The sequence below is a fragment of the Bacillus cereus group sp. Bce019 genome (assembly GCF_051781745.1).
In the GTDB taxonomy this organism is placed as follows: Bacteria; Bacillota; Bacilli; order Bacillales; family Bacillaceae_G; genus Bacillus_A; species Bacillus_A cereus.
The window spans coordinates 278200-292950 of the sequence record NZ_JBPWJX010000002.1 but is presented as its reverse complement, the minus strand read 5'-3'; the positions used below and the strand labels follow the sequence as shown (position 1 = coordinate 292950).

Here is a 14751-nt window from a genome sequence, read left to right as displayed (position 1 = left end):
AATTCTTTCATTTCTTTATACGTTTTTTAACATAAATACCCATAAGAATGTTAACGATTGTTGTAACTCTGTAGGTAGTTGACCTAACATCTTCTCATTTACTCCGCGCTTATATACGCCGATGCCATCTATAACTTTAAAACCTTGTTCTTTCGCTAACTGTTCAAATTCCCAAGGCATCATCGTATTACAAACAACGTCTTTTCCATACAAGCGAGGATAACTGTTCTCTCGTGGCTTTGCTGTCGGCCCTAAAATTGCAATACATGCATATCCATCTTTCTTTAACACACGCTTTATTTCATTTAACGCTCGTAATGGCTCTTCCGTCCATTCTAAAGAATTAATTGCCATAATTGATTCAAATTGCTCATTTTCAAATGGTAATGCAGAAAGATCTCCTTTTATAAAAGATAAATTCGGTCCTTCTCCGCGCTCCTTACCTTTTTGAATCATCACTTCCGATAAATCTACTCCCACTGCTTTATAGCCTGCGCTACTTAATTTATATGTACCGTACCCATCACCACAACCAACATCGAGCACTTGTGCTTCTTTCTTCACGTATTGTTCAAAAAACGGAATAATTGTACTTCTGCTACCACTGTCCCACATCTCTTGACTATTTTGATTCCAAAACTCTGCGCTACTATCCCATTTCTTCTCTGCTGATTCATGCCAATTAAATTTCGTCATACATTCCCCTACCTTCACGCTTTATCACTCATTTCATTCTACGTCATTTTCCAAAATTCCTGTTTTATCTTCATAAGGAGATATACATGCTAATGAAGGAATCTTTATTCTCCATTTTTTGCTTTACTTGGGTTTAACTCATACTCATGTTCTTCTCTTTATGAAAGATACTATAGGTACACCCAATTGAAAGAGAGGGATGTACATGCGAAGAAAGAGAAATCATCATTTTAAAAGTGGTGAAAAAAACGAAGAGTATGCAGCTGAAATATCACCAGCTGGCATTCCAATTAGACATAAGCGTAAAGAAATTGCAAATGAGATAGAAGGTACAAATACCGGTGCAATGGTAGGCTATGTCGCTTTATTTCTTTCGTTATTCTCCATTGCTTTTTATCCAGTTACGCTCGGCTCCCTAGCAATTTTAGTTGGCCTATTAGCTGTCAATTTCGGAGCAAGAACACTTGGATATACAGCCATTGGTTTTGGTAGTTTTTCTGTTTTATTTACTTTATTTTATCCGCTTGCTTTGTCAGCGTTTTAAAAAAACACACCAAGTCATACTTGGTGTGTTCATTCATGATACAACATAATATGGCCGCATCCACAACAATGTTTCGCTGTAATTTCTTGAAACACTGGATAATTTTCTTCATCTCGATGCTCAATAAATACTTTTTCAAATCGATACATGTTTGGTGCATATGCCCAATCTTGTTTCGTACGTGCATATAACGTTGAGGAAAAAAACTCCTCACCGCCACAAACAATACATGTGTTCTTCATCAATACCCCTCCTATGCTTGTCTTACTTCATCTATATGAACATAAGCATAAAAAAAAGACCTTCTATTACTAGAAAGTCTTCTCTGAAACAAAAAGAAATGTACCAAACATTCCTACTCCGCTATATTCTTTTGAAACACCAGCTTCTGTTTTAAATGTTTGCTTTACAGTCATAAAGAATACACCATTTCGTGCATCTGTACTTTCAAATTGTAGTTTTTCTTTTTTACCATCTACATTTTGCGTGCATTCAAAACTACTCTCATTACAATTCAACGCATACTTATCCTGTACATACACTTTAAAATCTGATTCTTTCGGACAAGTTATAAGTAATATTGCCACGAGAATAATACTTATAATACCCACAATTGTATAATATTTCTTCATTTGTACTCCTTTCAAATGACAAGAAAACTTGACTTCATACGCCAAGTTTTCTTAGTCAACAACCCATTGCCACTCTTGTTCTTTCTTATCAAAAATGAGCCAACCTGTTTCTGTTGCTTCCTCTTTCAATTCATCGATATTATCTAACACCTCATCCGTACTTTCATACGAACCAACTACATATACCGGAATTTCAAGACCTCTTCTTGACTCAATCTTCCCTGCTAGATCTATGTAAAGACCATCTTCCATTAGTGGAATAAGTCCCATAATCAATTCTTTTGAAATCGCTGGGAAAATTTTTGATTTTTGGAAGAAAGAAAAACGTTTCTTACCGAAAGCACCGAGTTTATACGGAATGACTTTACTTAACATTCCTACAAAATCAGCAATTCTACGATAATACACTTTGTTGTACCATCCGTCATCATGTGAAAAATAAACAAATCTATTTTTCAACAGCGGAAAGAATGTTCTTGCAAGTGGTTCTTTTTTGTGAGCCAAATATAATAATTCTGCAATTTCTTTCGGCTCTAATTCATCTAAATCGCTTGCATCATCAAAATCTACCCAACAAAATTCATCAAATTCATCAACCTCTGCTTGAATTAACTTATGTATATTTTCTTCCTCAACATATTCAAATAAAGTATGATAATGAAAATCCGTCCATTCAAAGTTGTGCTTTAAAAGCAACACTTGATGAAGCGGTGAAGGGATGTTACTCGCAAACTCTTTAAACGTAATTCCTGATGTAATAAAACAATGACCTCGACGATTACCATTAATATATATCATATTCTTTACTTGGTCAGATCCTCCAGACAAAGCACCTAGCCACCTTCGTTTTATATGTTTCAATTCTATAGCATATTTTAACATGAAAAATTTTAGAAACATAGAAAAAACTTCAAAAACTATTTACAATTTCATGTGTTTTATTACATAGTGATTACAAGAAAAAACGCCTGCTCATAAGCAGGCGTTTTTAAAGGATTTCATCAGGGTTTTGAGGATGATGATTTCCCTCTTTCTTTTCTTCTTTTTGGAACATCGATTGAATTTTATCAATTGTTTGTGGAGCTAATTCAATCATTTTTTCTGCTAAATGTGTCGCATTTTGTAGATGCAGAATATTTACTCCATCTTTATTCACCACAAGAAATGCTACTGGTGTAATCGAAACACCACCCGCGCTACCGCCACCAAATGCAGGGTTACCGTTCGCTCTTTGTCCATCATTCGTTTGGAAATCAGAACCTCCTGCTCCAAAACCGAACGCTACTTTAGAAACCGTTAACACCACACCACCGTCAGCCGTTTGAACAGGCTCTCCAACAATCGTATTTACATCAACCATTTCTTTTAAATTTTCCATTGCTGCTTTCATTAACCCTTGAATTGGATGATCCACCGTTCATAACCTCCTTTGTCATATCTTTCCTAGTTTTTCCGAAAGTTTGTGAACTAAACATAAAATTTTATATTGATTTCAAAAAACTTAAGTTGTAATATTTAGAAAAATAAAAAAAGAGGTCGATTCGTTATGATGCGAAAATTAACAAAGAAAGATCATGAACAAGTATTCGCTTATCTAAAAGAAGAAGCAGCCCTTAACTTGTTTATTATTGGAGATATTGAAGCTTTCGGTTATGAAACAGATTTTCAAGAATTATGGGGAGTATTTAAAGAGAATGGAACATTAAAATCAATTCTACTCCGATTCCACGATTCATTTATACCCTATAGTAAAGAAGAATTTATTACCACTGATTATGAGGCACTTCTTTCCGCATATAAGCCACTTAAACTCTCTGGTAAGTCAACTATCGTAGAACAATTTGAAACTGCTTCAAATATACAACTAGGTACTAAAAATGAAATGTATTTTTGTGAATGTCTAAATGACAACAACTTACCTAGCACACCAATCCATGAAACAATTAAACTTGCCTCACTAGATGATGTAGAGCGAATTATGCAATTGCGAGGTAACATTGCTGAATTTCCAGTTGTTAATGAATCAGAGAAAATATTAAGACAAGCTCTCAAAACAAATACAGGACGCACATATTATATTGAAAAAGACGGTGCTATCATCGCATCCGCCTCTACTTCCGCTGAAAATTCATTATCCGCTATGGTAGTTGGTGTATGTACACACCCGAATTATCGCGGAAATGGTTACGCTTCACTCATATTACAAAAAATGATCCAAGACTTTACGAAAGAAGGCCGAACACTTTGTTTATTTTATAACAATCCAGCTGCTGGACGAATTTATAAACGACTAGGATTTAAAGATATCGGGATGTGGACGATGTATCGATAATAAGCAATACTTTATAAGAGGAAATATTTGTAACTTAGCAATAAAAGCCGATTACACAAAAACTTCACACCGTTGTTATGAAGAAACTACTTGAGGAGCGAGGACTCTAACTAAAAAATGGTATGCATTCAAACTAAATTTAGACAGATAAACGCCCCAATTGTTGCATCTACTCCAGCAATTGAGGCTACCTGTTTATTCTCAAATTCTTTCCGCTACAAATAGAAATATTTATGAAAGATTTATCACACTTATGTCACTATTATCTTTACGTGCAAATGCCCTTCTTAATATTACTGCTTCTTATTATACTTTGCTTTAAAATCAATATATTCCTGTCTCGCATCCTGATTATTACCTTGGTGACTATCAAAAGATGTATGTATTTGTGATATATATTCTACTAACTTACCTTCATCATTTCGCTTCTTATAATTTATTACAATACTTACTTCCAATATCTGCTTTGAACCATTTTTAGAATCAATATGCAATGCGATTGATCCACCACCATATTCATCATATTGTATTTTCAACTTATCATTAATAATACTCTGAAACTCTAATTCAGTTAGTTTATATCCCACAGTACTAGGCTGATCAAACTTTTTTATATCACCTCCTGGCTTCATCTTTAGTTTCCCTATCCCTTTTAAACGATCTACAATTAAGTTCACATATGAAACATCCAGATTCGATTCCGGACTTTGTACCTGTCCATTTTTATACATAATATTGGTACGATAAACAACTTCTTCTTTATTATCTTTGCTGTCTACTGCTGAAGTAACCTCTTGTGTTGTATTTCCATATAAACTTTTATCTTTCGTATTATATATCCCTTCCGAAGTTTGATAGATTGTTTTTCTATGCTCTCCATCTTCTTTTTGTTCATATGTACTATATATACCTCTTTGTTCTACAAAAGCATACCCATCATCACTCGCAGACATAGCCATCTTCATATCACCTTCATCCAAAGCTTTGACAAATGGCTCATACTCTATCTTTTCTTCAAAAAAGCTACATGCTTGTAATAGGCTGATTGCTATTATGATAGGAATCATTTTAGAAACCCTTTTTTTGTTCATTTCATCATCACACTACCCACTCTATATTTTCAATTAGATAACCTACTAATCACTTTTATCACCTTACATAAGTAAATTTTCTTTTCGTAGTTCAAATACTCTCCTATAAATTATTACTTTTTCATCATCAAAACTTACAATACACACTTTCTTTATGCCTTACGTTTCGATTTACTTTTTTTATTTTTCTTTTGATATCTTGGAGTTTCTCTTTTATGTTGCTCCCACGTTTTATTAAATGACGGAAATTTAAACCTGCAATATGCTAATAGCTGAAATTCAGCTGCTCCTATGGCTATCGTATACATTAAAACAGTTCCTATTACATATCCAATAAAAGTGTCAAACGCATAATCATTATGAAAATAAATCAAAATAAGAAGGATTAATGCGTATATTGAAGCCACTTTCATCATAGTTCCTTTTGTTTTACTAAAAAAGGATACGGATCTTTCATCCATACTAAACGCACCTTCACTTGCCAATTTAAATGTATCTATTGTTGTTACAATATGAAAAATTACTGCTCCTAAATATAGCAAACATACATAATTCAATGTACTACGATCCATTGAATTATTAGCTATTTCAGAAACAACTAAAACTGTAAGTAATATAGTAGCCATTTGAAGTGCGTATAATAATACAACAAGTGTTTGTAGCTTTTGAAATTTAAATTGAGCTTTTGGAAATAAATATAGAATGAAAAAAATTACTTGCAGAGCATATAACAACACTTCTAGCTTAACGATTCCTATATTAAGGAGAACCATACAGTACTCCCAACCACCTGATACAATAATAGAAAAAACGGCTATTGAACTATAAAGTATTCCTCCAAACATAAATCCTGTAGCCCCCTCAGGACTTAAACGATCATTACATGTCATCCTAAACTTATCTAAATCTTCTTCTTTTATATTCCACATCCTGGCTCTTCACCTTCTATATGTTTCAATTATTTTGCGCGCACTAAAATTCTATTAATATTTTATTTATTTTTCGTTTTGAATTTCTTATTTCGCTTTCGAATTCTCCCACGCATTCTCTCATTCTCTTCCCATGACATATGAAATGACTTGAATTTAAATCTACAATACATTAATAGCTGAAATTCAGCTGCACCGACAGCAATTGTATACATTAATACAGTACCTACCACATAAAGGACTAAGACATCGAACGCATAATTAGTATGAAAATAAATCAAAACAAGAAGGGTTAGTGTATATAGTGTAGCCCACTTCATCACATTCCCTTTTGTTTTACTAAAAAATGAGGTAGATCTTTCATCCTTACTGAACGCACCTTCACTCGCTTGTTTAAACGTATCGATAGTTGTCACAATGTGAACAATGACTGCTCCTAGGAATAACATACCTACATATATTAATGTAATTCTGTCAATTGAATCCTCAGAAATCCCAGGAAGAATCAACGCTGTGAATGTTATTGTACCTAATTGAAATGCATATAATATTACAACGAGCGTTTGTAACTTTTGAAATTTATAACGTGCTTTTGGAAATGAATATAGAATTAAAAAGATGAATTGTAAGCTATATAAAACAATTTCAATTTTAACAATTGTTTTGTCAAAGAAAGTATTATAATACTCCAAGCCCCCCATAAAAATAAAAAACATAAATACTGAAGTATAAACTATCCCTCCAATAAAGAAAACCATAGCACCCTCAGGGCTTAAACGATCTTTACATGTCATCCTAAACTTATATAAATCTTCTTCTTTTATATTCCACACCCTGACATTTCCCCTTCTATACAGTTTAAATAATTTTCGTGCACTAAAATTCTATTACATTCTTAATATTTTTAAGTACATAGATCTTTGTACAACTAAATTCAGATAATCTTTTAGGTATATCATTACCATAATCATCTAACCAGAATGCCTTTTGATGGTTCAAGTAGTATTCTTTTTCCTCAAAAGTTCCAAATATTCTTCTTTCAATTAAGTATAACCGTCTTCTTGTCACCTTCATCCAATGCCTTTATTAGACTCTCATACTCTATTTTGATTTACCAAAACTATACGCGCTCAGCAAAACATAACTGTTATCACAGTAACTATTTTTTACTACCCCTTTACTCATATCCTCACAACATTTATCATTCTCAAAATTCAATCAAAATATATTATTTTTAATTTATATACTCTTTTTCATAATTTACATATTCTTTTTTGGAACTTTGATTATTCTCTTCTCTGGTATGATAATATGTTGAAATTTCTTGATTGCGTTTTATAAGCTTATCTTCTTTTCGTTCTTCATAATTTACTGATATTGTTATTTGTATTATTCTCATTTGATCTTCTTTTGTATCATTAGGCGTATTAAATTCGATCATCAATATTGCAGAATCAAATTTATCATATTTTAAATTTAACTTATCATTCATTATGCTTTTAAACTGTAATTCAGTTAAATCATAGCTTATTATGCTCGGTTCACTAGATCTTTTTTTATCTTCACTCGGTTTCAATTTACTAAGTTCATTTAATCCTCTAAACATTAATTTTACATATGAAACATCTATGCCTTGATTCTGGGCTATTGAACGGGATTTTTCATTTTTCAAATTTGTACTATAGACAGTTTCTTTTTGGTAATTTTGATTACTACCAACGTTTTTATCATTTTTTATATCAGTAGCAATCTTTTGAGTTGTTTTCCCATATAAGTCGTTTTCTTTCACATTATATATTCCATGGGTTGTTTGATATATTATCCTGCTATGTTCACCATCTTCTTTTTCTTCATAAGTACTTTCGCTAGTCTCTTCTTTCACATATGCATATCCATCATCACTCGCAGACATAACCGTTTTCATATCCCCTTCATCCAATGCCTTTACTAATCTCTCATACTCTATCTTAGTCTCCCCAAAGCCACATCCACTTAATAAACTTGATACTATTAACAGAACTATCATCATCCTAGCTTTCTTCTTTAACTTCATACTGACACCCCGCTGATTTCTCTAGGCATTTTTAGGTTCATTACATTCCCATTTTGATAGTAATATAGTTCACCTTTACTTACCGGTATTTATTAACTCATACAGATTATATTGAAGATACTTTAATTTTTAATAGCATTGATTTATATACAATCCTTAATTGCTTATATATTCTATTCGAATTTTCAGAAACCAAAACTTATTTTATTTCTTTAGTTTTCTTTTTTCCTTCTCTTCATAAAGCTTTAGTCTTTTCTGACGTTCCCTTTCATGTTACTCCCACGAAATATAAAATGATGGAAATTTAAATCTACAATAGGCTAATAATTGAAACTCTGCTGCACCTATGGCTACCGCGTACATGATTAGAGTTCCTCCCGCATACAATCCTAAAATATTTTGTGTATAATCATTATGCACATAAATTAAAATGAGAAGAGTTAACACATAAATTAGAGCACACTTAATTGCAGTCCTCTTTGTTTTACTAAAAAATGAAGAGGACTCTTCTCCCGTATTAAATGCCCCTTTACTTGCCTGTCTAAAAGTATCAATAGTCGCTAAAATATGTAAAATGACTGCACCTAAAAATAATAACCCGACATACATTAATGTAACTTGATCAATTGAATAATTTGACGCTCCTGGAATTATCAACATTGTAAATGTTATAGTGCCTAGCTGAAACGCATATAATAGTACCACGAGTGTTTGTAGTTTCTGAAATTTAAATGGCATCTTAGGAAACAAATAAATAATTAAAAAAATTACTTGAAGACTATAAAGCACCAACTCAAGGCTAACAATTATTTTATCAAAGAGAGTCGGGTAATAACTCCAACCAAACCTTATTAACCCTCCAATAAGAAAAAACATTATTAAAGAAATAAAAAACATCGTTCCAAACATAAATCCTGTCGCCCAATCGGGACTTAAGCGATTCTTGCAAGTACTTTTAAATTCATTTAAATCTTCTTCTTTTATATTCCACATATAATTACACCATCTTTTCTAAAATCATGTAATAACTCTATTTTTGTAGACAAACTAAGAGTAAATAAATGTTTTTGGTATTTCATATTAAACTAGCCTTTTTTACTTTTTTTAACAAACACAAAATACAGCGATAGCATTAGTATTAAGCCTATTCCACAAACCAATACACCTCCATATTCTTTCTGGTATAAAAAAATAAACATAGTAACAATATAGCTCGGTATTGACAAAATAATGAGCCACTTCCCCAGAAACTCTGCTATTTTATATAGAATTAAAAAGATAAACATAATCCCCACAATAATAGGTGCTATTACACTTTCAAATAAACCTTTTTCTTTTTTTACAGCTTTAGAATCTTTATTCAAGATATTACATTCCTCCCTTTACTAGTTAATTTATGAATAATGTATTCATTCTATCTTCAATGTAAGTTTACGAGTATCATTTATAACTTTCATTTCAGTTTTTGTTTCGCTTTTGTTCTTTCTCTCTTATTCTTTTTCTATTTGCTATAAATTCTTGGTGTTCCTTTTCATGTTGTTTCCACGTAATATTAAATGATGGGAATTTAAAGCGACAATACACTAACAGGACGAATTCTGCTGATACTACAGCGAATGTATATAATATTATTGTTTGTACAACATAAATTGCCATTTGGCTAAATGTATAATTAAGATTTAAAAAAATTAATATAAGTAGAACCATTACACCAATTGTCATTCCAATCGATAAATATAATTTTGCGTTAGTAAAAAATGAGACAGCTGGTCCTTCCGATTTATATCCTCCATGTTTTGCCTTTTTAAAAACATCAATTGTAGTTACAATGTGAGTACAAAGCGCCCCTAACACTATTAAACCAATATAAACTAACGTTTTATTATTACTTGGAAAATCAAACATTCCTTCAACCATCATAACAATAAATGGTAATGTTGCTAATTGAAAAGAATAAAATAAAGTCACGATGGCTTGGAGTTTCTGTAATTTAAAAGCAACCTTTGAAGACATGAAAATTATTAAAAAAATCAACTCCAAAATGTATAACTTTACCTCAGATCGTACCAAAAATGTTTCAAATGGTGTTAAAGAAATCTTATCACCGTTCAGCAAAACACCTAAAAACATGATGAGCATGGGTATAGAAGTATATGCAAAAACTCCTACATAAAAGATTCTTATATAATCCGGACTTAAGCGATTTCGATTTTCAATTTTAAAAAGACCCATATCTTCTTCTCTTATATTCCACATTCAGCCTTTTCACCTTCTATATAGTTTAAATAATTCTCATACACTTAAATTCTATTTCACCCTTATTTACTTTTCGTTTTGGATTTTGTATTTTGCTTTCGAATTCTCCCACGCATTCTCTCATTCTCTTCCCACGTAATATTAAATGATTTAAATTTGAATCTACAGTACACCAATAACTGGAATTCTGCTGCACCAACGGCTACTTTGTATAGTAAAACAGTACCTATTACATATCCAATAAAAGTATCAATCGCATAATCATTATGAAAATAAATCAAAATAAGTAGGATTAATGCGTATATTGAAGTTACTTTCATCATAGTTCCTTTTGTTTTACTAAAAAAGGAAGCGGATCTTTCATTCATGCTAAATGCACCTTCACTTGCCTGATTAAACGTATCAATCGTTGTCACAATATGAACAATCACTGCTCCTATAAATAAGAAACCTACATATACTAATGTAATCTAACTTTTTAAGTACATTCATCTTTGTGTAACTAAATTTAGATAATCTTTTATGTATAATTACCGTACATAATCAGAATGCTTTTGATAGTTCAAATAGCCTTCTTTCTCCTCAAAAGCTCTAAATATTCTTCTCTCTTTCACTTAAGCATATCCCTCATACTCTATTTTTGTTTCCCCGAAACTGCACTCACTTAGTAAAAACATTACTGTCATCACAATTGTATCGAGATAATATAGCTCTTTAATTTTATCTTCAGAAAGGTGATAACCTCCCATCAACAATATGCTAGGAGGTTATTACAGTTATTTAAAATTTGTTTTTTATTTTAATGGATTCGATTTTTGCAAATAATAATGTTATTTAATTTGAGCAGCGAATATTAAAAACATACTGCTTAATAACTCGTAATTAAGTCTTCCCCCTCATATCTAGGGTCTTTCTCAACTTTACCATCTTTTGTTTTGATGACTTTTAGTCTACCTAACCACTCTGCTCCGTTATATGTCTCTTCACTTACCCATACATTATGCTTTTTACCGTCTATCTCAACTACTAATGTGGGGTGTGTAAACATGAATTCCTTCTCTACATGCCTACCTACAATTTCTGCATGTAATGATGTACCTTCTTCAACTAGTTTACTATTTTGATACCCTTCGATAATAGGTAATCCAATAAATACAAAGAATATCAGTCCAAATACGATTACTTTCTTCTTTGTACTCCATTTATTCTTTTCTTTCAATTCCTTCTGTCTCGCTTCTCTTTCTTCGCGTTCATCCAAACTCTCATTTAAAGCATCTTCCCATGCCTTAATTTCCGCTTCGATTTCTGCTTCAGCTCTTGCTAGTTTTTCTAGTTGTTCATCGGTTGCTACCATCTCATATGAGTTATCTCCAACCAAACGAATTTCAGTACCATTTTCTTTTACTTTTCGCAAGTCTTTTTCTGTACAATTAAACTCTCGAATGATTTCCCCTTGTGTGTTTACCAATCTAACGTAAATGTTTTTTTTCTCCTTCTTCTTAAACATCTGCACTCCCCCTTATTTGTTTCCTATCATAGATAGCCCTATTGCAATTAAGAGAAAGAAAATGATAATAAGGAAAGTCTTCCCTTTGCTTACTTGTGTTGTAGAACCTTCCAAGACAGCCCATATAAAAATTGGGAAAAGAAGAATACCTAGAAGAATATCAACTAACTTTTTGCTACTCTTCTTTAGTGGTTTTTCTTCTACTATCGGTTTTATCTGAACAGCTTCTTTTCTTATTTGTTTCGGTTTCTTTTTCTTATGTCTATGATTCACCCAACATACTCCTTTTAGAATAACATTTTCCTAACTATAAAAATACCAAAATATACCATTTTTTTATCATATAGGATAAAATGATTCATTTCTTCACAAATAGATTTCCACCATAAAAACAGTCTATGACTATTATTTACAAATGTTATTTCAACTTTTATTTTATTCTTTTTCTATTCGCTATAAATTCTTGACGTTCTTTTTCATGTTGTTCCCACGTAATACTAGATATTTAGATTCTTATTCAATCAAAAATAGACTTTCCTCTTTCCATGTAGGAAGAGGAAAGTCTATTTATTTCTAAATATATTATAGCCCTTGTTTTATTAATAATTGTTACTTATTATTTTCAGCCTTGTTCTTTATCGTTTTTACAAATTCATTTCGCCATATTTTAAAATTATGAGCAAATTTTCCTTCAATAGAATTTTTATACCCTTCAAATTTCACTTCTAAAATATCAAAGTCATTGAATAATTTATATGTCTCTGCCGTCAAACCTACTGGGTGTAATACCCCACCATAATCATAGAAAGTGTCTTCATCGAGAAGTATTCCTCTTGTAGTAATTACATACTCTACATCTTTTTCTTCCTCAGTACTCAACCTCACTACACTTCCTAAAGGCAAAACTTTCTCCATATAATCTTTCATATTAATTCACCGATCCTTTTAACACGATAATTTTCTCTTCTATTTTTTGTCGCCTTTTTTCTAATTGGCGGATACGATCAATAAAAGCATCACGTGTTTTACCTTGCAAACTATTATCAATACTACTTTCTAATCTTCTAATATCTCCTGTCAAAGATACAGCTGCTTTTTCAAGTTGCATAACAACGTTAATAATTTGATCTCGCCCACCACTGTCCGGAAATGTACTATGAACCCTCGACATTATCATATGTAAATCCATCCTCATTCCCCCTTCCTTAACATTTATCAATAATAGGAAACCGAAGCTAACTCTTCATCTTTTGCTATCATAGAAATTACCGCATCTGTAACGTCTTGACTTAACTCTTTTAAATCATTTGAAAGTTCGTTCACATCTCTGGAAATCTCTACTAATAATGAACGATTTAACCCTCTACTACCATCATTCATAAAATAGTTTAATAATGATTGGCGATGGCTTCTTACATAATCTCCAGCAATTGAAGCAATATTTGTATCAATTTCAAAGTCACCTTTAAATACATCTAAAATATCTTGAACAAGGGAAGATGCTACTTCTTTTGCAATTGTTATAATTTCATCACGTGATAAATAAAGAATAATGCATCCTACTAAAAAATCTACAGCTGCGTTAAATACTGATTCTAACACTTCAAGTACCTTTTCCTTACATTTTGCTAATTTATTCTCTATCCAATCCACAGCCGCATTTACCTGATTTCTAACTTCTAGTATAACTTCCTTACTAAATTTCAAAGCTTTTTTTCCTGTTTCTACACCTATACTTGCTATTTTTGTTGCTAGAGCACTAGTATCTCCCACTACTGTTATTGCAACTAGAATTGCACTGACTGGGGTTCCATTTACTACTAAATCCACTACAACTTCTTCTGTAGTACTTAATGTTTTTTTTCCAGTGATTCCTTTATATAGGTCCCCAGCAGATTCTGATATTTCTAAAAAACCAAATTTCCAATCAAATCCTGTTTCGCTAACCTTTTTCAATTTATCTATTGCTACATTCCCATTCCCAGAATAAAATTTTGGATCATATAAAAAAGAATGCCCTTCCCCATTTTCCATTTTATAAACCTGTCCAGGTATTACAAAATCTGCGGCTTTAATGGCGCCATACAAAGGATCATATTCATTTATAAGACTGCGGCAATTTTTCATATTGGTCCCGTATCCGTACTTAACCACATCTTTATTTAAAACAGGCGCAGGATTTAAAGCTAATACGTTTATATTATCTTCTTGATGTCTTAATGCAACTGTATTCGCTGCTCCGCCACCTAAAGAGTGCCCTAGTAAAGTTATCTTCTTTCCTTTATTATCCGCTTTGACTTTTTCATAAAATCTTTCCGCTTGACTATACTGAAACTCCGCTAATGACCCAAATATAGGTGAATTAGTTAAATTATGCAGTCCAATTGCTCCATCAGTTGCTAAATCGCCTATTTGACTCGGTTGCGTTCCAACGTAAACTATAAAAATTTCACCTGTATGGTTGTCTTTTAGAGCGTATGCCCCAAAACCAGTCTGAGGATGTTGATCATCCTCTGCTATTAGTTCGGCATCAAAGTTATCTTCTAGTCTTTTCTTATTTTTTCCTGGGTCTGGATTACTATAATCATCTTCTTTTTCATTAAAAGCATAAATATCAGCTGCTGCTAATCTTAATTTTCCTACATCACTGTTTATTTTAAATCTTTGGAGATCATTTGTACTATTCCCCACACTTATTCCCTCCTATTTTA

19 protein-coding genes and 2 pseudogenes are annotated in these 14751 nt (G+C 32.0%); 2 read left to right on the top strand and 19 right to left on the bottom strand.

What is annotated here, in order from left to right:
- Nucleotides 1-15: 15 nt before the first annotated feature.
- Nucleotides 16-696 carry a class I SAM-dependent methyltransferase gene (locus ACS2QP_RS04930; RefSeq protein WP_000160049.1) on the bottom strand — a complete coding sequence of 227 codons (681 nt, stop codon included), beginning with the start codon at nucleotides 694-696 and terminating at the stop codon, nucleotides 16-18.
- Between the two features lie 205 nt (nucleotides 697-901).
- Between ACS2QP_RS04930 and ACS2QP_RS04925 the strand changes: the two genes are divergently transcribed.
- Nucleotides 902-1240 carry a hypothetical protein gene (locus ACS2QP_RS04925; protein ID WP_001253200.1) on the top strand — a complete coding sequence of 113 codons (339 nt, stop codon included), beginning with the start codon at nucleotides 902-904 and terminating at the stop codon, nucleotides 1238-1240.
- 29 nt (nucleotides 1241-1269) lie between these two features.
- Here ACS2QP_RS04925 and ACS2QP_RS04920 read toward each other — a convergent pair whose 3' ends face one another.
- The 4 genes from ACS2QP_RS04920 to ytfJ all read right to left on the bottom strand — a co-directional run bounded on the left by ACS2QP_RS04920 (nucleotide 1270) and on the right by ytfJ (nucleotide 3286).
- The gene (locus ACS2QP_RS04920) at nucleotides 1270-1482 is read right to left on the bottom strand and encodes a hypothetical protein (protein ID WP_000798747.1); all 213 of its coding nucleotides are present in this window, start codon (nucleotides 1480-1482) and stop codon (nucleotides 1270-1272) included.
- A 69-nt stretch (nucleotides 1483-1551) separates the two neighbouring features.
- The gene (locus ACS2QP_RS04915; RefSeq protein WP_000761174.1) at nucleotides 1552-1872 is read right to left on the bottom strand and encodes a hypothetical protein; all 321 of its coding nucleotides are present in this window, start codon (nucleotides 1870-1872) and stop codon (nucleotides 1552-1554) included.
- A gap of 51 nt (nucleotides 1873-1923) precedes the next feature.
- The gene (locus ACS2QP_RS04910; RefSeq protein WP_438882231.1) at nucleotides 1924-2700 is read right to left on the bottom strand and encodes an oxalate:formate antiporter; all 777 of its coding nucleotides are present in this window, start codon (nucleotides 2698-2700) and stop codon (nucleotides 1924-1926) included.
- Nucleotides 2701-2860: 160 nt separating this feature from the next.
- Nucleotides 2861-3286: a GerW family sporulation protein gene (gene ytfJ, locus ACS2QP_RS04905; protein WP_000349991.1), complete on the bottom strand. Its 426-nt coding sequence runs from the start codon at nucleotides 3284-3286 to the stop codon at nucleotides 2861-2863.
- Between the two features lie 132 nt (nucleotides 3287-3418).
- Between ytfJ and ACS2QP_RS04900 the strand changes: the two genes are divergently transcribed.
- Complete coding sequence (locus ACS2QP_RS04900) at nucleotides 3419-4204, top strand: GNAT family N-acetyltransferase (protein ID WP_438882170.1); 786 nt, start codon at nucleotides 3419-3421, stop codon at nucleotides 4202-4204.
- Nucleotides 4205-4497: 293 nt separating this feature from the next.
- Here the strand turns inward: ACS2QP_RS04900 and ACS2QP_RS04895 are convergent, their stop codons facing one another.
- From ACS2QP_RS04895 to ACS2QP_RS04830, 14 genes and pseudogenes are all read right to left on the bottom strand, one after another.
- Nucleotides 4498-5295 carry a DUF3952 domain-containing protein gene (locus ACS2QP_RS04895; RefSeq protein ID WP_326234887.1) on the bottom strand — a complete coding sequence of 266 codons (798 nt, stop codon included), beginning with the start codon at nucleotides 5293-5295 and terminating at the stop codon, nucleotides 4498-4500.
- 152 nt (nucleotides 5296-5447) lie between these two features.
- Nucleotides 5448-6224 carry a hypothetical protein gene (locus ACS2QP_RS04890; RefSeq protein ID WP_000267130.1) on the bottom strand — a complete coding sequence of 259 codons (777 nt, stop codon included), beginning with the start codon at nucleotides 6222-6224 and terminating at the stop codon, nucleotides 5448-5450.
- A 62-nt stretch (nucleotides 6225-6286) separates the two neighbouring features.
- The gene (locus ACS2QP_RS04885) at nucleotides 6287-7057 is read right to left on the bottom strand and encodes a hypothetical protein (RefSeq protein ID WP_000267165.1); all 771 of its coding nucleotides are present in this window, start codon (nucleotides 7055-7057) and stop codon (nucleotides 6287-6289) included.
- Nucleotides 7058-7263: 206 nt separating this feature from the next.
- Nucleotides 7264-7311 carry a hypothetical protein gene (locus ACS2QP_RS04880; RefSeq protein WP_229163603.1) on the bottom strand — a complete coding sequence of 16 codons (48 nt, stop codon included), beginning with the start codon at nucleotides 7309-7311 and terminating at the stop codon, nucleotides 7264-7266.
- 147 nt (nucleotides 7312-7458) lie between these two features.
- Complete coding sequence (locus tag ACS2QP_RS04875; protein ID WP_059303904.1) at nucleotides 7459-8277, bottom strand: DUF3952 domain-containing protein; 819 nt, start codon at nucleotides 8275-8277, stop codon at nucleotides 7459-7461.
- A 204-nt stretch (nucleotides 8278-8481) separates the two neighbouring features.
- Nucleotides 8482-9270: pseudogene (locus ACS2QP_RS04870) on the bottom strand (hypothetical protein).
- Nucleotides 9271-9362: 92 nt separating this feature from the next.
- The gene (locus tag ACS2QP_RS04865; RefSeq protein ID WP_001990239.1) at nucleotides 9363-9641 is read right to left on the bottom strand and encodes a hypothetical protein; all 279 of its coding nucleotides are present in this window, start codon (nucleotides 9639-9641) and stop codon (nucleotides 9363-9365) included.
- A 94-nt stretch (nucleotides 9642-9735) separates the two neighbouring features.
- Nucleotides 9736-10533, bottom strand: coding sequence for a hypothetical protein (locus ACS2QP_RS04860; protein WP_326234888.1), 798 nt, complete (start codon nucleotides 10531-10533; stop codon nucleotides 9736-9738).
- 62 nt (nucleotides 10534-10595) lie between these two features.
- Nucleotides 10596-11003, bottom strand: a pseudogene (locus ACS2QP_RS04855) (hypothetical protein); the annotation flags it as partial.
- 398 nt (nucleotides 11004-11401) lie between these two features.
- A complete protein-coding gene (locus ACS2QP_RS04850; RefSeq protein WP_000473566.1) occupies nucleotides 11402-12040 on the bottom strand; it encodes a hypothetical protein in 639 nt (212 codons plus the stop codon).
- A gap of 12 nt (nucleotides 12041-12052) precedes the next feature.
- Nucleotides 12053-12313 carry a hypothetical protein gene (locus ACS2QP_RS04845; RefSeq protein ID WP_242283742.1) on the bottom strand — a complete coding sequence of 87 codons (261 nt, stop codon included), beginning with the start codon at nucleotides 12311-12313 and terminating at the stop codon, nucleotides 12053-12055.
- 336 nt (nucleotides 12314-12649) lie between these two features.
- Nucleotides 12650-12967 (bottom strand): DUF4176 domain-containing protein, encoded by a 318-nt coding sequence (locus tag ACS2QP_RS04840; protein ID WP_000656387.1) that lies wholly within the window; start codon nucleotides 12965-12967, stop codon nucleotides 12650-12652.
- Nucleotide 12968: 1 nt separating this feature from the next.
- On the bottom strand, nucleotides 12969-13229 hold the full coding sequence (locus ACS2QP_RS04835; protein WP_000363091.1) for a hypothetical protein: 261 nt from the start codon (nucleotides 13227-13229) through the stop codon (nucleotides 12969-12971).
- 26 nt (nucleotides 13230-13255) lie between these two features.
- The gene (locus ACS2QP_RS04830; protein WP_078420703.1) at nucleotides 13256-14731 is read right to left on the bottom strand and encodes a lipase; all 1476 of its coding nucleotides are present in this window, start codon (nucleotides 14729-14731) and stop codon (nucleotides 13256-13258) included.
- Nucleotides 14732-14751 lie beyond the last annotated feature (20 nt).

Bases quoted from the DNA above. Each gene is read 5' to 3' on its own strand.
- ACS2QP_RS04930 (WP_000160049.1), bottom strand. From the start codon at position 696: ATGACGAAATTTAATTGGCATGAATCAGCAGAGAAGAAATGGGATAGT.
- ACS2QP_RS04925 (WP_001253200.1), top strand. From the start codon at position 902: ATGCGAAGAAAGAGAAATCATCATTTTAAAAGTGGTGAAAAAAACGAA.
- ACS2QP_RS04920 (WP_000798747.1), bottom strand. From the start codon at position 1,482: ATGAAGAACACATGTATTGTTTGTGGCGGTGAGGAGTTTTTTTCCTCA.
- ACS2QP_RS04915 (WP_000761174.1), bottom strand. From the start codon at position 1,872: ATGAAGAAATATTATACAATTGTGGGTATTATAAGTATTATTCTCGTG.
- ACS2QP_RS04900 (WP_438882170.1), top strand. From the start codon at position 3,419: ATGATGCGAAAATTAACAAAGAAAGATCATGAACAAGTATTCGCTTAT.
- ACS2QP_RS04895 (WP_326234887.1), bottom strand. From the start codon at position 5,295: ATGAACAAAAAAAGGGTTTCTAAAATGATTCCTATCATAATAGCAATC.
- ACS2QP_RS04890 (WP_000267130.1), bottom strand. From the start codon at position 6,224: ATGTGGAATATAAAAGAAGAAGATTTAGATAAGTTTAGGATGACATGT.
- ACS2QP_RS04875 (WP_059303904.1), bottom strand. From the start codon at position 8,277: ATGAAGTTAAAGAAGAAAGCTAGGATGATGATAGTTCTGTTAATAGTA.
- ACS2QP_RS04860 (WP_326234888.1), bottom strand. From the start codon at position 10,533: ATGTGGAATATAAGAGAAGAAGATATGGGTCTTTTTAAAATTGAAAAT.
- ACS2QP_RS04850 (WP_000473566.1), bottom strand. From the start codon at position 12,040: ATGTTTAAGAAGAAGGAGAAAAAAAACATTTACGTTAGATTGGTAAAC.
- ACS2QP_RS04840 (WP_000656387.1), bottom strand. From the start codon at position 12,967: ATGAAAGATTATATGGAGAAAGTTTTGCCTTTAGGAAGTGTAGTGAGG.
- ACS2QP_RS04835 (WP_000363091.1), bottom strand. From the start codon at position 13,229: ATGGATTTACATATGATAATGTCGAGGGTTCATAGTACATTTCCGGAC.